The organism is Nocardioides sp. dk884 (genome assembly GCF_009557055.1).
Lineage (GTDB): Bacteria > Actinomycetota > Actinomycetes > Propionibacteriales > Nocardioidaceae > Nocardioides.
In genome coordinates, this window is the sequence record NZ_CP045649.1 from 2,385,449 (window position 1) to 2,403,552 (window position 18,104).

At 69.0% G+C, this 18,104-nt stretch carries 20 protein-coding genes and 1 pseudogene; 6 read left to right on the forward strand and 15 right to left on the reverse strand.

The annotated features are described in order from the left end of the window. Positions 1-294 precede the first annotated feature (294 nt). Genes GFH29_RS11540 through GFH29_RS11550 form a run of 3 tightly spaced genes read right to left on the reverse strand, consistent with a single transcriptional unit; the run spans position 295 to position 1,425 of the window. Positions 295-798, reverse strand: coding sequence for an RNA polymerase sigma factor (locus tag GFH29_RS11540; RefSeq protein ID WP_228387445.1), 504 nt, complete (start codon positions 796-798; stop codon positions 295-297). Then, positions 795-1,043: a hypothetical protein gene (locus tag GFH29_RS11545; protein WP_153323767.1), complete on the reverse strand. Its 249-nt coding sequence runs from the start codon at positions 1,041-1,043 to the stop codon at positions 795-797. The genes GFH29_RS11540 and GFH29_RS11545 overlap by 4 nt, the downstream gene beginning before the upstream one ends. 25 nt (positions 1,044-1,068) lie before the next feature. Next, entirely contained in the window at positions 1,069-1,425 is a 357-nt protein-coding gene (locus GFH29_RS11550; protein WP_153323769.1) for a hypothetical protein, read from the reverse strand. Positions 1,426-1,676: 251 nt separating this feature from the next. Between GFH29_RS11550 and istA the strand changes: the two are divergent. Next, a pseudogene (gene istA / locus GFH29_RS11555) lies at positions 1,677-3,386 on the forward strand (IS21 family transposase). Next, complete coding sequence (istB, locus tag GFH29_RS11560; RefSeq protein ID WP_153323771.1) at positions 3,386-4,207, forward strand: IS21-like element helper ATPase IstB; 822 nt, start codon at positions 3,386-3,388, stop codon at positions 4,205-4,207. The pseudogene istA and the gene istB overlap by 1 nt, the downstream one beginning before the upstream one ends. 92 nt (positions 4,208-4,299) lie before the next feature. On the opposite strand, the gene GFH29_RS11565 is transcribed toward istB, so the two are convergent. From GFH29_RS11565 to GFH29_RS11585, 5 genes are all read right to left on the reverse strand, one after another. Next, positions 4,300-5,175: a hypothetical protein gene (locus GFH29_RS11565; protein WP_153323773.1), complete on the reverse strand. Its 876-nt coding sequence runs from the start codon at positions 5,173-5,175 to the stop codon at positions 4,300-4,302. Then, positions 5,172-5,633: a hypothetical protein gene (locus GFH29_RS11570; protein ID WP_153323775.1), complete on the reverse strand. Its 462-nt coding sequence runs from the start codon at positions 5,631-5,633 to the stop codon at positions 5,172-5,174. The genes GFH29_RS11565 and GFH29_RS11570 overlap by 4 nt, the downstream gene beginning before the upstream one ends. A 134-nt stretch (positions 5,634-5,767) precedes the next feature. Then, on the reverse strand, positions 5,768-6,022 hold the full coding sequence (locus GFH29_RS11575) for a hypothetical protein (RefSeq protein WP_153323777.1): 255 nt from the start codon (positions 6,020-6,022) through the stop codon (positions 5,768-5,770). A gap of 220 nt (positions 6,023-6,242) precedes the next feature. Then, a complete protein-coding gene (locus tag GFH29_RS11580) occupies positions 6,243-6,803 on the reverse strand; it encodes an RNA polymerase sigma factor (protein ID WP_166139845.1) in 561 nt (186 codons plus the stop codon). A gap of 470 nt (positions 6,804-7,273) precedes the next feature. Then, entirely contained in the window at positions 7,274-8,599 is a 1,326-nt protein-coding gene (locus GFH29_RS11585; protein WP_153323781.1) for a tyrosine-type recombinase/integrase, read from the reverse strand. 429 nt (positions 8,600-9,028) lie between these two features. Between GFH29_RS11585 and GFH29_RS11590 the strand changes: the two genes are divergently transcribed. Then, positions 9,029-9,943 (forward strand): hypothetical protein, encoded by a 915-nt coding sequence (locus GFH29_RS11590; RefSeq protein WP_153323783.1) that lies wholly within the window; start codon positions 9,029-9,031, stop codon positions 9,941-9,943. 113 nt (positions 9,944-10,056) lie between these two features. Beyond that, positions 10,057-11,133: a hypothetical protein gene (locus tag GFH29_RS11595; protein ID WP_153323785.1), complete on the forward strand. Its 1,077-nt coding sequence runs from the start codon at positions 10,057-10,059 to the stop codon at positions 11,131-11,133. 127 nt (positions 11,134-11,260) lie between these two features. On the opposite strand, the gene GFH29_RS11600 is transcribed toward GFH29_RS11595, so the two are convergent. After that, positions 11,261-11,896: a hypothetical protein gene (locus GFH29_RS11600; RefSeq protein ID WP_153323787.1), complete on the reverse strand. Its 636-nt coding sequence runs from the start codon at positions 11,894-11,896 to the stop codon at positions 11,261-11,263. 268 nt (positions 11,897-12,164) lie between these two features. On the opposite strand from GFH29_RS11600, the gene GFH29_RS11605 reads away from it, so the two are divergent. After that, the gene (locus tag GFH29_RS11605) at positions 12,165-12,812 is read left to right on the forward strand and encodes a hypothetical protein (protein WP_153323789.1); all 648 of its coding nucleotides are present in this window, start codon (positions 12,165-12,167) and stop codon (positions 12,810-12,812) included. Between the two features lie 59 nt (positions 12,813-12,871). On the opposite strand, the gene GFH29_RS11610 is transcribed toward GFH29_RS11605, so the two are convergent. Then, the gene (locus GFH29_RS11610) at positions 12,872-13,192 is read right to left on the reverse strand and encodes a hypothetical protein (protein ID WP_153323790.1); all 321 of its coding nucleotides are present in this window, start codon (positions 13,190-13,192) and stop codon (positions 12,872-12,874) included. A gap of 98 nt (positions 13,193-13,290) precedes the next feature. Here GFH29_RS11610 and GFH29_RS11615 point away from each other — a divergent pair, with 98 nt between their 5' ends. Continuing rightward, on the forward strand, positions 13,291-13,854 hold the full coding sequence (locus GFH29_RS11615) for a hypothetical protein (RefSeq protein WP_153323792.1): 564 nt from the start codon (positions 13,291-13,293) through the stop codon (positions 13,852-13,854). 92 nt (positions 13,855-13,946) lie between these two features. Here the strand turns inward: GFH29_RS11615 and GFH29_RS11620 are convergent, their stop codons facing one another. From GFH29_RS11620 to GFH29_RS11640, 5 genes are read right to left on the reverse strand one after another with little or no spacing between them, the layout of a single operon-like run. Further along, entirely contained in the window at positions 13,947-14,855 is a 909-nt protein-coding gene (locus GFH29_RS11620; RefSeq protein ID WP_153323794.1) for a hypothetical protein, read from the reverse strand. After that, positions 14,852-15,802, reverse strand: coding sequence for a vWA domain-containing protein (locus GFH29_RS11625; RefSeq protein ID WP_153323796.1), 951 nt, complete (start codon positions 15,800-15,802; stop codon positions 14,852-14,854). The genes GFH29_RS11620 and GFH29_RS11625 overlap by 4 nt, the downstream gene beginning before the upstream one ends. Next, positions 15,799-16,758, reverse strand: a complete 960-nt coding sequence (locus tag GFH29_RS11630) for a VWA domain-containing protein (RefSeq protein WP_153323798.1) — start codon at positions 16,756-16,758, stop codon at positions 15,799-15,801. Before GFH29_RS11630 ends, GFH29_RS11625 begins: the two co-directional genes overlap by 4 nt. Further along, entirely contained in the window at positions 16,749-17,219 is a 471-nt protein-coding gene (locus GFH29_RS11635; protein WP_153323800.1) for a hypothetical protein, read from the reverse strand. Before GFH29_RS11635 ends, GFH29_RS11630 begins: the two co-directional genes overlap by 10 nt. Then, complete coding sequence (locus tag GFH29_RS11640; protein ID WP_153323802.1) at positions 17,209-18,102, reverse strand: DUF58 domain-containing protein; 894 nt, start codon at positions 18,100-18,102, stop codon at positions 17,209-17,211. The genes GFH29_RS11635 and GFH29_RS11640 overlap by 11 nt, the downstream gene beginning before the upstream one ends. Positions 18,103-18,104 lie beyond the last annotated feature (2 nt).

The following is an 18,104-nucleotide window of genomic DNA, read 5'->3' on the forward strand; positions in this document are numbered from 1 at the left end:
TGTCCTCGTGGGCTCGTCTGAAGCCGGTGACTGTTCCAGCGCCACCCTCCAGCCACCCACCAGACCCCCGGGGTCCTGCGCGAAGAGGTCAGCCACCTCGCGCGGAGTGTGTGCTGCCCATGGGCCGTACTACCGCTCGTTCGCTGATTCCCACCTCGGGACCGCACTGAAAGAGGTGGCACCAGGATCGCCGAAGCGCACTCTTCTGCCGCCCGTCGCTGGACCGCACATGCCGATGTGAATGGCCGTCCGCCGCGCGCGCATTCCGCTCGCGCGCGTGCGGTAAAAGGGTGGTCAACCCCCGCCAACGGCGCCCGCGGTCTCGACCAGAGCGGCGCGCAGGGCTTCGCGGGCAGCGGAGTAGCGACCGCGCGCGGTCGAGGGGTTGAGGCCGAGGAGCTCGGCGGCCTCGGCCAGGCTAAGCCCATCCCAGTGCACCAGCATGATGAGCTCCCGATGCGCCACCCCGAGGTCGCGCACAGCGGCCTGGACGGACAGCGCCTCCGCGTGATCCGGCTCGTGACCGTCCGTCAAGTGGTGCCGGATGCGATCTGCCAGCGCCGCTCGTCGCCGCGACGACCTGCACTGGTTCGCCAACACGTGAGCGGCAATCGTGAACAACCACATACGGCGTCGCTCGGGCACTTGCGGCAGCGAGTCGACACGCCGCCATGCCTGAAGCATCACCTCGGCCAGCAGGTCCGCAGCATCCTCGCGCACCAGCACGCGTCGCTCGAAGTAGGCCAGCAGGTCAGCCGAGGTCGCCTCCAGCGCCGCGCTCAGCGAGTCGGCGCTCACTCGGCGCACCCGCTCGAGCTGCCGACGCCGGCGAGGATCACATGGGGATCCATCCCGAGACCCTCCAGGTGGACCGTGAGGTCGCGGACGACCTTGCGGGAGATCGCGTGCATCTCGAGGTCGTCTCCGACCAAGAGCGGCTGGGCCTCCTCGGGAGCAGCGTCAGCGATGATGCGACGCTGCACAGCGTCGAACTCCTCGACCGTGGCTTCCCGATCGATGGCGTCGAAGTCGTAGTCAGCCAAGTACTGGCGCGCTCCCTCAGCAACCTCATCCTGCTCGGAGGCGCTGGGCCAAGCCGTCCGGGCCATCCATGATCATCGCGGGCTCGCCGCTGGCAGCGTCCTCCGGACCCACAGGCTGGACCGCGAACTCCATCTCGCATGAGTCACCTGAGGACGTACTGGTGAACCACAGCACGCCGTTGTTGATCACTGCGGCCGCGCCCACCGTGCCTAGGCCGAGTACGCCGGCAGCGATACCCGCGGCGACCGTCAGGCGCATGGGCCGACGCATGCGAGACCGAGGTCCGCTGGCGCGAGTCATCGCGCGCAAGTCTTCGTCGAGTTCGGGGCTTCGCGGCGTCACCATCGGCGCCGAACGAGCAAGCAGGTCATCAAGGTTCATCGGGGTGTGCTCCTTCGTCTGAGTTACAACCCCTACATGTCCGGACCACCATGATGTGTCCACCACCTCCGCCGACCATCGCGGGGACCGGCATGGAAACCCTCGTCCGAGCGTGACAGGCTGATCTGGCCCCACTGTGACGGCCTGATCTGGCCCCACCTGCGACACGCCGGGGCGGTTGTGACGGCTTGATTTGGCCCCACCCCTCGACGGTGATCCCGGAAGGGTTCATCTCGTGGAAGGGGCAAGGGGTGGTGTCAAGGGTGGAAGTGTTCGCGGCGATCCGCAGGGACGCGCGCGTGGAGGGGGCTGTCGATCCGACAGCTCGCTGTGAAGCATCGTGTTCATCGGCGTACCGTTCGGCAGGCGCTCGCGTCGGCGGTCCCGCCTCCGCGGAAGACGCAGGTCCGCACCTCGACGGTCCTGGAGCCATTCAAGCCGGCGATCGATGAGATGCTCCGCTCGGACGTGACCGCACCCAGGAAGCAGCGGCACACCGTCCGCCGGATCCTGGCCCGGCTGGTCGACGAGCACGGCGCTCAGGTGTCGTATTCGACCGTGCGGGACTACGTCGCACGTCGCCGACCGGAGATCTGGGCCGAAGCCGGAAAGGCAGTCGACCAGGCGTACGTGCCGCAGACCCACGAACCCGGAGCGGAAGGCGAGGTCGACTTCGCCGACCTATGGATCATTCTGGCCGGGGTGAAGACCAAGGTCTTCTTGTTCACCCTGCGGCTCTCCTACTCGGGTAGGGCGGTCCATCGGGCGTTCGCCACCCAGGGCCAGGAGGCATTCCTTGAAGGCCACGTCTACGCGTTCGAACAGCTCGGCGGGATCCCGCGACTCCACATTCGCTACGACAACCTCAAGGCCGCCGTCTCCCGAGTGCTCACCGGCAGGGCACGGGAGGAATCGGACCGTTGGATCGCGTTCCGGTCCCACTACGGTTTCGACCCGTTCTACTGCCAGCCCGGCGCCGAAGGCGCGCACGAGAAGGGCGGCGTGGAAGGTGAAGGTGGCCGGTTCCGCCGCAACCACTGCGTCCCGATGCCCCAGGTCGACTCGATCGCCGAACTCAACGAGCTCCTCGCGAAGGCCGACGCGAAGGACGACCACCGCCGGATCGCGAACCGGACCGCACCGTGGGACAGGACTACGCGTTCGAGAAGACCGCGCTCCAACCGCTGCCGGCCGAGCCGTTCCCGACCTGGCTGACCCTGACGCCGCGGGTGGACCGGCACGCCCGGATCACCGTCCGCAACGTGCAGTACTCCGTCCCCGCGCGGTTGATCGGCCGCCCGGTCCGCGTGCGCCTGTCGGCGAGCGACCTGGTCGTCGTGGACGGCAAGACGGTCGTCGCGCAGCATGAGCGCTCCACGGTCAAGGGCGGCCAGGTGTTCGTGCTGGACCACTACCTCGAGGTCCTGGTCCGCAAGCCCGGCGCCCTGCCCGGTGCCACGGCGCTTGCCCAAGCCAGGGCCCGCGGACTGTTCACGCCGGCGCACGAGGCGTTCTGGGCGGCCGCGCGGAAGAAGCTCGGGGACCGCGACGGCACCCGGGAGCTGATCGAGGTCCTCCTCCTGCACCGCCACCTTGCCCACGACCAGGTCGTCGCCGGTCTGACCGCCGCGGTGTCAGTTGGTGCGATCAACGCCGACGTCGTCGCCGTCGAAGCCCGCCGTCACGCCACCGAACTCGACGCCCAGGGTGGGGCGACTTCAAGCCGTCATCACGTACACCAAGACGACTTCGTCGACGCACACCACGGACAGAACGACACCGATGCCACTCCTCGGGTGGTGAGCCTGACCGAACGGCGCCTCACCGACCCGGCCGCGGGGCTGCCGGCTGACAGCCGGCCGCTGCCCACTGTGACCCAGTACGACCAACTACTGCGCAGGGCGACCGGCACCGACGCCACAGCACAGGCAGCGACGACGACTCCTGAGGAGGACCGCTGATGTCCGCTGCGACCAACGTGACCACCACCCTGCGCCGGCGGCGCGGGATGACCGAACAGGCCGCGACCGCGGCCGTCGACCAGGCCTGCCGCCGACTCCGGCTGCCGACGATCCGAGCCCTGGTCGAGGAAGCGCTCATGGTGGCTGAGAAGGAGCAGCTGACCTACGCCGGGTTCCTCGCCGAACTCCTGCTCGCCGAGGTCGACGACCGCGACCGGCGCTCCACCATCCGCCGGGTCAACGCCGCGGGATTCCCGCGGCCGAAGCTCCTCGCAGACTTCGAGTTCGACGCGAACACGAACATCAACCCCGCCACCGTCCACACCCTCGGCACCGGCGAGTGGGTCCGCAAAGGCCAACCGCTGTGCCTGATCGGCGACTCCGGAACCGGAAAGAGCCATCTACTGATCGCGCTCGGCACCGCCGCCGCCGCCGCCGAGAAAGGGTTCCGGGTCAAGTACACCCTGGCCACCCGGCTCGTGAACGAACTCGTCGAAGCAGCCGACGAGAAGCAACTCGCCCGCACCATCGCCCGCTACGGTCGGGTCGACCTGCTGTGCATCGACGAGCTCGGCTACATGGAACTCGACCGCCGCGGCGCCGAGATGTTGTTCCAGGTCCTCACCGAGCGCGAAGAACGCAACAGCGTCGCGATCGCCTCCAACGAGTCCTTCTCCGGCTGGACAAAGACCTTCACCGACCCACGGCTCTGCGCCGCGATAGTCGACAGGCTCACCTTCAACGGCACCATCATCGAAACCGGCACCAACTCCTACCGACTTGCGCAGGCGGCACAGCGTATCCCCGCCGCGCCTCACTAGATCTGGGCCGCCTGACTGCACCCGCAGCGATCGTGCAGACCAGAGCGGCATAGCCATCGTGCCCGGGTGCGGATCCACCGCGGAAGGAACTGTCAGGGTGTGGTTTCGATGTCGACGTCCCATTGGTTGAGGATGCGAACGATGTCGACGAAGGTTGACTTGTTTGAGCAGTTGGAGACCGCGAAGCGCACGGGGCTGCAGGTCGGGTTTCCAGTCCCACCGTAGTGAATGCCTCGCGCTCCGACCCTTCCGTCGCCGCGGGGGTGGTATACGGGTCCTCCACTGTCGCCGCCGGCGCTGGTCATTGTTGACGAGTTTCGGTCGTCCGCGGTCCATCCGTGGCACTGACCGGGGCCGCAGTTCCATTGCCGGAGCGTTGCTTCTTCGATTTGGAGACCGCAGTGCTCGCCTGAGTTGGCGCCGCTTTCGCAGACCCATTCGTTCTGGAACGCTCGGTCAGAGCCTGCGACCTTGAGGTGGTAGCGGGAGTGGCTGCTTGTAGCGTTCCAGGGGCCGCCGTGGACCCACCCGTCGGTCCCTCCTATTGGATCGATCAGCATCGTGTCGTTGTTGACTCGGCAGTCAACGCTGGCATCGCCCACGGTCAGGTTGTCGTGGGCGCCGTCCTTCCATGCGCGGTTGCAGATGTTGTTGGCCAGGTCGTCGTCGCAGTGTCGTGCGGAAAGGAGGCGCCCGTAGTTGCCGGTGGCGAGAACTGCGAAACCGGTGGAGCAGAACAGGTACGGGTTGAGGTCGTTGGGCGGGTTGAACCCTGGCGCCTCCAACATCCCGCCGCCGTACCAGGGGTCCGAGTCGTTCTGGCGGGTCTCCTCGACAATCGACTCACCTGGTACGACCTTCACGGGCATGTTCGCGGCCGTGGCATAGACCGCCTCGAGGTTGGCTCGCCCTTGCTTGCTGATGACGGCTTGGGGAACCTCGATCTGGATTCCGGGTTCGCCAGTCAAGCCGGTGATCGAGGAGACCTCGGGGATGGTTCCTGCGCGGGAGAGCTGAAGAACGGCGCTGCCTGCCTCGAGGACATCGTCTTGAGAGAACTAGTCGGCACGACGTCCACTGTGAACCCATTAATCGTGGTGCTGTCGAGTGCTGAGATCTTCGTAGGGACAGGCCTCTTCCACGCGACGGTCAGGACCTTCGTGGCGGGGTCCGGGGAGACGTAGTAGAGGTCGTCACCGATGGCGCGGATCTCGCCTACAGCTGCCGCCATTTGATCGTTCAGTTGCAACTGTTCGGCGGTCATTCCCTCCGGCACGCCCGAGTCATACGGCGCCGACTGTTCCTTTTCCTTCGCGGTGGGGTCGGCGTCGTCGGACGCCGAAGCAGATTGAACGCTGGCGAGTGAGGCAGCCGCTGTTGCGAGTGCGATACCAGCGATTGCGGACCTGACAGTGAGTTGATTCACAGCCGCGCTCCCCCAGGCTCGTGTCGACAGGCGACGGTTTCCGCCAGCCTCGCGTTTGCGACAGCCTAAGCAGCGACCACCAAGCCTCCAATGGTCAATTCGGGCTATCGACTCTGCAGAGAAGCGCGAGGGGTTCACTCCGGCACGATCGGTTCCTGCTCGAGGATCTCGATGGGAACGTCGACGACCTCTTGAAAGATGCGCTCCAGTTCGTCCGACCCATGCTGGTCCAGCGTTGCTGGGCTTACACCGACCTGCAACCCAGAGTCGTCAGGCTGTGCGATCACCGAGACGATCTCGGGGATCTCGTTGCGGCGGCTAGCGTCGAGCAACTCGGATCCTTTGGCCCTCAACTCCGAGGGGTTGTAGGTAGCCGGGGTGGGGATCACCGTCGATGAGGAAGATGCAGCTGACGGTCCGGCTCCTGGGTCTGGTGATCGCATCGCCTGCCATGCAACGGGCAGTGCCACGACAGCGGCCGCAGCGGCTCCCGCGACGACGGGCATCCATCGGTGGTGACGTCGACGGAACTCTGGCGGACGGTCGCTCCCGGGCGCGGGCAGCGACTCGGGTACGTCCCGCGCGCGGGCATGGAGCATCTCTTGGATCTCAGATTCGAGGTTCACGGTTGGTGTCCTTCTTCCCCATAGTTTGCGTGGAGGGTGCATGGCTGTCGAAGTCCCAGTGCGTTCTCATCTCCGCAAGGCCTCTGGCGAGGTGGCTGCGCGCGGTGGAGGGTGAGCAGACCAGCACGTCGGCGATCGCAGCATCGGTCCAGTCCAGGTAGTACCGCAGCACCAGCGCGCACCTTTGGTTCGGCTTCAAACGCCGCAACGCCCGCCACAACTGGTCTCTGCTTGCTATCGCTTCCTGGTTGTCCTGCTGCTGAGCCTCACGGTCCGGATGTTGGAGCCTGGGGACTAGCCGTCTCATCATCTCGGCCCGGCGATACTGGGTGACGTAGTGGTTGTGAATCGCGCGCATCGCGTATCGGTCGAGGTGCTCGACCGCGCTCAACGAGCTGCCTCGCTTGGCGAGCGAAAGGAACGCCTCCTGAACGAGGTCTTGGGCATCGTCGATGTTGCCGCACAACAGGTACGCATAACGCAGCAGGCCGGGCTCGGATGCAGAGCGCAACTCATCCAGGGCGCGGCAGACGTCGTCCTCCATGCGGATCCTCATACCCTTCCGACGATCGAGCAGCCATCGCCGTTGCAGTGCTCGGGTTCAACGTCGACCTTGCGAAGCTGTTCGATCGTCGCCGGCGGTCACGTGGGGCCAATCTCGCTTGACATACCCATCTCCTCGAAGTCGATCTCCGACGGGTCGTCCACCGCTGTCGGGCTATCCGGAACTGCCTCGTGGTGGGCGGCTCGGTGGGAGTCGTCGTCGCTCCCTAGAGCCCGCTCGTGCCCATGAGTGGGGGTTCAGAGCAGGTGGACGCATCTGCGCTCAACCCGACGAAGAACCGTTGGGGACTAGAAGAAGACTCGGGCTTCGCGTCGGTCCGACCCCCGAGGTGGCCCTGCGTTCGAGTGAAGCACAACGCACGGGCATCGGCATGTGAGTGCGCTCTTGGAGTGGCGCGTTTGAGATCAGATGGGCCAAGCCACCGCGGTTGAGTTGGGTGCCGAGGAGAATCACCAGTTTCCAGAGGTCGCGAGCTCGCTCATCCGCTCGGCGTGCGCTTTCATGCGGCTCTGCGCGGCCCGAACGTATCGCTGAGCAGCCTGAGGGGTGGAGTCGCCGAGGAAGGCCTGGATCTCGGCTTCGGTAGCACCCTGCTGCGCCATGAGCGTGGCGCCGGTGGCGCGGAGGTCGTGGAAGTGCAGTGTCGGATGACCGGCCGCGGTGCGCGCGGCGTACCAGCCGGTCTCTCGCGGCGCGAAAGTGTGCGTCGCGGCGCCCTTCCGGTTGGTGCCGCTATCGCGAGCGTTCTTCTGTTCGTGGGCGCAGCGGGCCGGGGGGCGTCTGCAGGTCGCGCAGGTCAGCTTGCCGTAGAAGGTCGACGGCGCGAGGTGCCGGACTTCCACGAGACTGCCGGTGGCGTCGATCTCGGTGTGGCCGGGAAACAACAGGCCGTCACGGCCGGTGACGTAGGTCTGGAGGTGTTTGCGAAGTGTCGGCATGACCGCGGAAGGGATGTGCATGTCGCGGTTGCCAGCCTCGGATTTCGGTCCCTTGATGTGGACCCCGTTGACCCTCGACCTGGAGACCGAACGGCGCACGCGGAGCGTGCTTGCGCGCAGGTTGATGTCGCTGCGGCGTAGCTCGGCGATCTCGGAGTACCGCAGCCCGGTCCACAGTCCGAGGAGGATGAGGAGCCGCCACTGGGGCCGAATAGTCGCCAGGATGATCTCGAGCTCGTTGCTGTTGACCAGCTCGACGCGCTTCTTACTCGGCAGGGATCCACCGCCCCGGACGGCGAAGGGGTTCACCTTCCCGACCAAGGGGCCGTGGGCGCCGGTGGCGGTGTTCATGATCGCTCGACCGAGCGCATAGGCGTGCGCCCGAGTCGTCTCCCCGGTGTCACTCTTGCGACGGCGCTTGGGCCGCAGCTCGTCGTACCAGACGTTAACCATGCCGGGAGCGATCTCGTCGAGGGGCAGTTGCCCGAACGTTGGGTCGAGGTAGTCGCGCAGAAGATCGTGGTAGTGGTCCTGGGTGCGGCTCGCCAGCGGCCTTCCCTTGACCTTCCTTTCGGCGATCCATCGCGCCGCGTACTCGCTGAACGCGGGCAGCTTCGTGGCCTCGGCGGCGATGGTGGCGGCGCGGCGCGCTGCCGGTGTGGCCCAGGTGCCGCTGCTGATCAGCCGGCGCTCGTCGGTCAGCCAGGCTTCCGCGTCCTCGCGGGTATCGAAGGTCGTCGGCGCGTTGTGCAGGGCTGCGTCGGGGCCGGTATAGCGCGCGCGAACACGACCGCTCGGCAGCTTCGTGAGTTGCCCGAAACCGCGCCGTCTGGCCACCCCGAGCTCCCCATTTCGTGTCGGATACGTGTCGGATCGTGTCGGATCGTGTCGGATACGTGTCGGATCAGAGTCGATTTCTGTCCCTTCGCGTCCGCCTCTGTCCGCCCTATAACCGCAGGTCAGAGCCCCATTTCAACATCGCGAGTGCTGGTTGTCCACCACCTTGGCGTAGTGGTTCAAACCCAGTATCGCCCACCAGCACGAAAGGCCCCGGCTGCGAAGACGCAGCCGGGGCCTTTCGCATGCGGCGGAGTATCCCCCCGGTGGCGTCAGGTCCTCGCGACCGTGGTCAGCCAACTCCGGCACCAGATGCTTGCAGCCGCGCTACGCTGCGGTGGACGCACCGTTGGATAGCCAGCGTGTCGCCCCTCCTGGCCAGGAGTCCAACAAGACGCCTGAGCGTTGCTTCGGACCTGGGAGTTGGCCGTGGGACTGCAGCTGAACGAGCGCATGAAGACCGGCAGGTGGCGGACAGTAGGGGCTGCTTGTGTCAGCCTCCTCTTTGCTGCGGGGTGTGGGGCGCAGGCGGGCGTCGAAGCACCCTCGTCGGCGGAGGTGGTTGCGGACGTGCGCTCGGACTTGGCGGCCTGGAGCGGAACGCTCGAGGATCGGCAAGCTGCCGAGGTCGTCACGAGCGCCATGTTGAACAAAGCTCTCGACGACTGCCTCGCGGATCGCGGCTTCGATCGTTTCGACTGGAAAGACTCGATCTTCCCGGTCACTACGCCGAACCTTCTCAACTCGCCGTGGCTCATCGGCCCCGAGGAGAAGCTGTTCTCCGCCGAGATCGAGCTGGCGGCTCGGGCGACGAGGGTGGAGGAGCAACTGAACAATCCCCCTGAGCGACCGGCGGAAGAGGTCCGCGCTGAGGATGAGTGCCTGGCGCCCGGCGTGAGAGACAGCGCCAGCGACAGCGAAGTCGCAGCCGTCACGACACCGGCGGGTCTCGTCGAGCTCGAGGCGACGTGGGGAGAGCACCTGGCCGAGGGCCTCGCTGACCTGGGCGACGTTCGGGAGTTCACCCGTTGCGTGGAGGACCAGAAGTCCCCGGCGTTGAACGGACGTCGCTTGGAGGACCTTGACCTGTTGGCTAACGAGCGCGCCACCAGCTTGGGCCTCGACGATGGCGATCTTCGTGGCCTTCAGGAGTTCCGTGCGTGGGAGCTATCTGTTGTCGAGGCGTTGAGGGCCTGTGTTGAACCGCAGTACGACGATGCGGTGACGCTGCTGGCGGAGCTCTCGACGTCCTTCCATGAACGCCACCGCGCCGAGGTGGAGAACCTCGAGCAACACTGGTCGAAGGTTCGCAAGGACGCGGACGTGCTGGCTGTCGGGCAATAGCCGCGACGCCGTTCACGGCGTCGAGTCCGCACGGGGCGTTGAAGGGTACGACTACCGAAACGGACTACGGTTGCTCGACCTGTGTGGCGTCGACGTGGTGGTGACGGGACCTGATGAACGAAGAGACTGCGGTCATCCGTCTGATCGACAACCTCGAACGACTGGCGGCGCTTGGCCTGCCTGTGTGGAGTGAAGAGCTCACCGACCAGGTCGACCCATTCCTCCACGAGCTCGATGAGCACCTGCGCCGGGACCCGATCGCTTTGGCGGCTGTCCTCGACTACCTCGAGAACCCACGGTCCGAGGTGGTCGCCGACTGGCTGAGGCTCCAGCTCCAGCCCGACCTCAGCCTCGACGAGGACCCGCCGAGGGAGCTTCGCTACGCCGAGGCGACCATACCCACCCAGCCGGCCCTGTTCCTCGCGATCGACGAGGTGACCGTGCAGCCCAAGAGCCTGCGCAAGCTGAAGAAGCCATGGGAGCACGCTGCCGGCTGGTTCTTCGGCCGCCCGCAGAAGTCGCAGGGTCACGACGCATGGCCGGTGGGCAGGGACGGCGGCGCCCTCGACTTCCTCGTGCAGATGGACCTTGGCGCAGCTGCCTCCAGTCTCGCGGGCTTCGGGGCGGTCGGGCTGCCCGCAGACCTCATCATCCAGATCTTCGCCGACCTCGACGTGACCGTCGGGCCGTTGGACCACCGAGTGGTCGCGTTCCCCAGCGGCGCGGGTGGCGACGAACCGCTGAAGCCACCCAGGCGCAGCGACGTCAACGACGCGGACCCCGTACTCATCAACCCCGTCGGGGCACTCACCCTGCCGCCGGTGGACGAACTGAGCGCGGAAAGGGTCGGCGATGATCGGCTGCCCTCCCTCTTGCGCGTCCACGCCGACCGGAGGCCGTACGACCTGAACCTGTTCAGGAACACCAGCCGGGACGACGAGCAGCACCTGGGGTACGTGCCCATGGCCCGCATGGGAGGGTTCCCCGTCCCCGACCTGCGCGTCTGGAAGGCCGAGGCCGAGTCAGCACTGGGCTGCACGGTCAGGGACATCGTCGTGCTGTACGACGGCCCCACGGACCCTGAGCCTGGTCCCGTGCCCGACCCCGACAGAGTGCGCCTCATGGTCCTCATCGACCGAGCACGCTTGCAGGCCCTGAACTTCGACGCGACCTTCGCGCTGGCCCACTAGGCCAGCTGTACTTGATGTTCTGCCCGCGGGGGCGGCTGCACGATCGGATGCCGAACTCCCAGTCGGCCCCGGAGCCCATGCGCAAAGCCAGTGCCCGAATGCAGGGTGCTCCCTGTGTGGGGAGCTGTCAGCCGACGCTGACGCCGACCGATTCGAGTTGATCAGCCGTCGTACCGCCCAACGGGCCCGCGCCCGGCTCAGCTCGGGCAGCAGCAATCACCTTCGCTGCCTCTTCCACGGTCTTCCCGTCGAGCTGCGTGGTCAACAGGGATTCCTGCTGCGGTGCCGCGGTCACCACGCCGTCGACGACTTCCAGGTAGTTGCCGTCGAAGCCCCACGAGTCGATGAAGATGACGGCGGCGAGGTAGGTCTTGCCGACCTCTAGCCGCACACCGTCCTCCGCCCTCATCGGGATCATCTGATCATCGTCGTCGTGATACCAGCCCGGGGCCTGGGCCTCGAAAGACATCGGCGGCTGACCGGCCCCTGCCCGCTTCCAGAGCACGTCGTCGATCCGCACGCTCACCCGACGCCCGGTCATCACCTTCTCCTCCCCCGGGGCGTCGGAAAGAGCACGCTCAGACTCCACGGTGAAGACGACCAAGGTGTCCGACCACGTCACCGCGGCAGACGCTGAGTCGAGCTCGACGAGACTCCCGGCCTCGTACAGGTACACGTCCGACGACGAATCCTCCGACGCCGTACACCCGCTCGTGGCCGCGACAACGAACAGCAACGCGCCAGCAATGATGCGTGACCTCATAGCCGAACAGCCTCTCAACAGATGTACGTGATCCACTTCGTGCGGTGACCGCCCCAGAAGGGGTAGCCGGCACGCTGCGTGTGGGGGTCCTGCATGCAAGCCAGGAGATCCTCGCCGTCCCCACGCAAAGTAGGCGTCTTTGCAGATGAGCGAACGGTCCGGGTCACCGATCCGTGCAGCAGGCCCAGTTTGGCGGGGGGGTTGTCGCTGTATCAGCCGGAGCCGTCCTGGGTAGGAGAGGCTCCGATCGGCTCTACTCGGAGGATCCATGCATCGATCTGGCGGTCTGCAGGAGGATCTCACGCGCGAGTCCGCGGCGGGCCGGCGCGCCGGCGCCCGCCCCACAGGCAGGCGGATCACCGTGCTCGCGCTCGGCGTCGTCGTCGCTCTCGCGGTCGCCCTGTTCCTGGTGCTGCGCGACGACGCCGGCCGCCCGCTCGAGCCCGAGGACGACGCCCGCCTCGTGCTGCGCCTCAACGGCGACCACGGTCTCGTCGACGACGTGGACCCGAACATCCCCCTGGAGAACCCGACCGAGCACCCGATCACGATCACCGATGTCGACCTGGTCGCCGCCCCCGACAGCCCCGGCCAGGTCACCGTCCGAAACTTCCGCCTCGCCGGGCCCGACCGCACCACGCCGTCGCTCTCGGGCGGCCGGCTCGGGGCGAAGGACTACGGGGCGCCGCTGCTCTCCGGCGACGAGGCGGTGATCCCGGCCGGTGCCGCGAACCGGGACTACATCCTGCTGGTCCGGGTGGTCGGTGACCGCAGGACCGACTGGTCAGCCGCGGACGCCGTGCGGATCACGTACGAGTGGAACGGCGAGGAGCACCACGTCGTCTGGGACCGGGTGGTCGTCTACTGCAGCCCCGCCCGGATGGGACGGACCTCCTGCGAGGAGCTGCAGGTCTGAGGGCCGCACGTCGCGCCTCACCAGGGGCGCACCCGCCTCCGGTATGCCGAAGCACCCGATCAGCCCTTCCGGTCGCCAGGTGGGCGCAGGTCCAGGCGCCCGAAGTACGCCGTCAGGCCCGCGGCCGTGGCGATGCCCGACACCAGCAGCGCCGCACGCTCTCGGGCCGACCCCTCGTGCCCGCGGAGCAGGACGACGCCAGCTGCCGCGTTGAGTGCGCTCCAGGTCAGGTTGGGCACGCGCCCCGACAGCCCGATGCCGGGCGGGTCCGCGAACGGCGTGGGGAACGGTCGCCCGAGCGCCCCGGCGACCCCGTGCGGCACCGCGTTGACGAGCAGCGCGCCTGCGGCGGCGCGGGCGAGGGTGCTGCGGACGGTCATCGGGCGCTCCTCGTGGGTAGTTCGGGACCGGATACCCGTCCCGCGTACCCAGCGGCGACCCCGGGTACTGGCCAGGGACCCTACGAGAGGTCAATGGCATGAACAACGACGACGTCGTGTGGATCGTCATCGCAGTGGTGGTCGTCGCGCTGCTCGCGGCGCTCGCCTACGTGCTCCTGAAGCGCAAGAAGGAGCGCGACCGCGCCCTGGCACACGCCCAGGCGGAGCAGCTGCGCAGCGACGCCACCCAGCACCAGCCCGCGGTCCAGCAGTCCGAGCTGGAGGCCCGCAAGGCCGAGGCGGAGGCCGAGCTGCGCCGAGCCGAGGCCGAGCACGCCGAGGTGCAGGCCGCCGAGGCGCGCCAGGCAGCTGCCGCCACCTCCGCCCGACAGGAGGACGTGGTCCGCGAGGCGGACCGCATGGACCCCGCGGTCGACCACCGCTCCAGCGACTACCGCCCCGAGGTCCCCGACGCGCGGCACCGCGAGAACGGCACCACCGCGCCCACCGCCGGCACCGCCCCCACCGAGTCCGCTCCCCCGGCGCCGACCGGCGGAGCCGACGACTACACCGAGGGCTACCGGGACGGCCAGGCCGACACCGACGGTCCCGCCGACGGCGGCTCCGGCGGCAGCCACCGCAGCCCCGGCCCGGCGAGCTGACACTGGTTCACCCAGCGCCGCAAGCCCCCTCGTCGATCACATTCGGCGAGGGGGCTTCCGCATGCGCGGGCCCTCGCCCCGCGGAGCCCAGCTCACCAGGTCCGCCCGGCGCCGCCGCCGCGGCCCTGCGGCACCGCGGCCTCGTCCTGAGCCTCCTGCTGCCGACGGGCGCCTTCCATGGTGCGCTCGGCGAGCCGGTCGGCCTGCGACTCGGTGGGCTCCGCGTCCGGGGGCTTCGACGATCCCTGGCCGTCTCCCAGCTTCTGCTGCAGGCGACCCGTCGCGGCGTCGAGCTGCTCCTGCTCAGACTGTGAGCCCGAATCTCCCTGCTCTGCAGGCTCCCCCGACTCCGCAGGCTCCCCGGAGTCACCGTGGTCCTCATCGGACTGCTGACCGTGCTGGTCCTCCGGACCGTCCTGATCCTGCGGCTCGTCCTCGCCCTCGTTCTCGCCCTCGTCCTCGTCCTCTGCCTGCCCCTGGCTCCCGGCGTCCTGGGCGTCGTCCGCCTCGTGCTCGCCCTCTCCCTCCCCGCCGTCCGGCGACTCGGTCGAGCAGCCAGTGGCGCCGCTCAGGAGGTGCTGCGCCGCGCGGTAGCGCTGGTCCGCGCCGGCGTTGTCACCGGCGCTCGTGAGCTCGTCGCCGAACGACTCGAGCGCGAGCGCGTGGTTGAGGACCACCCGACACACCGCGTGGTCCGGGGCGAGGCTGCCGGCGAGCTCGAACCAGTCCGCCGCGCTCTGCCACTCGTGGCGCCCGTAGGCCGCCACGCCGCTGTTGTACGGCGCGACCCACCGCTCCAGGAGATCGACCCGCTCGGTGAGGGCGAACCACCGACCCGCCGCCACGTGATCCCCCGAGCGCCAGGCCCGCTCGCCCAGGTGCTGCGCGCCGAGCTTCACCATCACCTGGAGCGCCACCGCCCCCAGCACCACGACACCCACGATCGCCCCCGCGATCGCCCGGCGCCGTCGCCGGCTGCGTACCGGGTCGGTCCACGTCATCGCTGTTCCGCCTTCGCTGCTCGAGATCCCCACACGGCCACCGCCAACAGATGGAGGAGGAAAGGCACCGCCGCCAGAGCCAGCACCCAGTAGTGCTCCTCGCCCGGCTGCAGCTCGACCCGGGCGCTGGTGGTGCCGCGGGTCAGGGTCGGCAGCGACGCCGGACCGGTGCGGTGCAGGTACTGCCCGCCCAGCTCCTCGGCGATCCGCGACAGCGCGGCGCCATCGATGCGCGACACCTGCTCCTCGCCCTCGATCTCGACCAGCTGCTGCTCCCCGGGGGCCACCGGCATCGCGCCGCCCTCGGCGGTTCCGTAGCCGAGCACCAGCGAGCCGGTCAGGCCCTCGCGCAGCGACCCGAAGGATCCGGGTGCGCCGTCCTGGGTCTGCTCGCCGTCCCCGGCGTACACCAGGTAGCGCTGGTGCTCCGGGTGCTCCGCGCTGGCGGACCTCAGCACCTGCTCGGCCAGCTCGACGGCGACCGAGATGTCCGATCCCGTGGCCTTCGCCGACGGGCGCCAGCCCACGGTCCGCAGGTACGTCGAGACCGCCGTCGCATCGGTCGTGAACGGCACCGCCACCCGCGCCACGTCGTCGAAGACGATCACCGTCGTGTTGGCCCCGGCTGTCTGCTGCACGAGCTCGGCGAGGTCCTCCCCCGCCGCCTCGATCCGCGCGCGCCCCGCAGGGCCGTCCAGCGCCCCCATCGACGCCGTCCGGTCCACGAGCAGGACCAGGTCGGTCGTGCTCGGCACCGGCACCTCGACCTCGTGCAGGCCGGTCGGTCGCAGACCGATGCCCACCGCCAGCAGCGCGAGGACCACCCGGGCGGCGAGCGCGCCGCGCTGCATGCCCGAGGAGGAGCGCCAGCCCCGTAGCGACCAGCAGGACAGCACCAGCGCCACCGCCGCCAGCACGAGCACCGGCCACACCGGCTGCACGCTCATCCCCGCCTCCTGCTCGTCCAGGCACCCAGCAGGCCGACGACGAGCATCAGGCCGCCCGGCTCCACCCGGTCGAAGCTGTGGTCGCGGGCTGCGGCCAGGATCGCCTTCTTCTCCTGGCGCTCCACGGCGCGCGCGATCACCACCGTGTTGGCGTCGTCGCCGGCGTCCACGGCCAGCACGTCCCCATGCGTGCGCCGGGTCTGGCTGCGCAGCTCGGCGGTGGCCTCGGCCCGGTTGTGGTCCGGTACGACGCCGAACACCATCGCCTCGCTCTGCACCGCCAGCTCCGTGGCCTGGGCCAGGGTGTAGATCGCGTCGCCCGAGACGAGGTTGTCGGTGGCGAGCACGACCGTGCGGGCCCGCTGGTCCTCGGGGCGGTCGAAGTGCTGCACGCAGCTCGCCAGCCCGTCGCCCACCAGCGAGGATCCCGAGCGTGGTGCCTCGGTCCCCGGGACCGGCCCCGCCTCGACTGCGACCCGCGCGTCACGCAGGCCGCGGACCACGAAGTCGTAGTCGTCGGTGAGCGGGAACCCGGTGACCGCGTTGCCGTCGAACATCACGAACCCGATGCGCTCCTCGCTCAGCTCGGCCACCAGCGACAGGTAGGTGTCCAGCACGTCCGTGACCACCGGGGCCATCGAGCCGGAGACATCCATGCACAAGACGACGTCGCGGGTGCGCATCTGCTCGGACTCATCGGAGACCCCGACCAGCCGGGCCGCCATCAGCGCGGCGCCGGCGAGCGCGAGCACCAGGCTCAGCACCTCGAGGCGCCGTGCCCGCACCTCGCGGCGTACCAGCGCGCGGAAGGCCGGCAGCGCCCGCACCCGCTCCAGACCCGCGACCGCGACGCCGTCACCGCGACGGCGCAGCCGGTGCCACCACCACGCCGCGAGCCCCACGGCCATGCCGAGCATCAAGACCAGCGCGCCCACCCACCACTGGATCAGTGCCACGAGGTCACCACCTCGCGGGCGCGGTGGTACGCCGCGGCGAGGTCGACGTCAGCGGTCGGGTCGAAGAGCGCAGGCGCGGTCCAGGCCACGAAGTCGACGGTCGGGGCCAGCCGCGGGTCCTTGACGGCCTGCCGGCGCAGGTCGGGCAGCGTGGCGTAGTCAGCGTCGCCCTCGCCCGCGACACCGACGAAGCGGCGCACCTCGGCGCTGAGCCCGCTCACCGCGGCGCGCGCGGTCACGTCACCGGCCTCGGCCGCAGCCCGCCAGTCGTCGATGCGGGCGAGCGCCTCGGCGCGCACCGCCTCCAGTGGGTCCCCGCCGGCGGGTGCCGCGGTCTCGCGCAGCACCCGCCGGGTGCGCCACACCAGCACGACGATGAGCACCACGCAGACCGCTGCGAGCGCCCACCACCACGAGGAGTAGTCGGCCGGCGGGTTGATCGGGCTGCGTTCAGCGCGCACGACGGGTCCTGTCCATCAGGGTCAGCAGCTCGGTCACGGCTCGGTCCTCGCGCTCCACATGCACGTGCGGCACCCCGAGGCGCGTCAGCACCGCTGCCCGCTGCTCGGCGCGCGCCCGGTCCGCCACCGCCACCTCGGCGGCCAGCGCGGCGCTGCGTGCGGCGAAGTCCGGGAAGCCGCGCCCGGTGCCGACGTCCCGCACCCGCCGGCCGCTGCGTCCCGGCCGAGTCGGGTCGACGTCCGCGAGGGTCACGACCAGCAGCTCGTGCTGGGCCAGCAGCCGGGCGAGACGGGCCTCGAGCTCGTGGTCGCAGGCCACGTCGCCGAGGACGAGCACCATGATCGTGCGCCGGCGTACGACGCCCGCGGCGTAGTCGAGCAGGTCGAGGGTGCGTTGAGGCGGGGAGTCGGTGGCGCTGCTGCGCACCACGAGCTCCAGCATCCGCTCCAGCGGGAGCTCCCGCGTCGTGGGGCGCTGCACAGCGGGCCCGTCCTCGGTCGAGCAGACCAGCCCGACGTAGTCGCCGTGGCTGATCGCGACCCAGCCGACCAGGCCGGCGACGGTGACGGCCACGTCGCGCTTGAGGTCCCCGTCACCGTCCTCCCACGAGGCCAGCGCGGACAGCTCGCGCCCGGTGTCCACGACCAGCAGCACCGTGTGTCTGCGCTCGGCGACGTAGCGCCGGACGAGCAGGTCCCCGTGCCGCGCGGTGGCCAACCAGTCGATGTCCGCGACATCGTCGCCGGGCACATAGGCACGCAGGTCCGCGAAGTCGAGGCTGCGGCCCGACTGCGTCGCGGCGTACTGCCCGTCCAGCAGCCCCGCGACCTTGCGGCGCGCGTGGAGGGTGACCCGCGTCTTGACCTTGGTCAGCAGCGCCATGG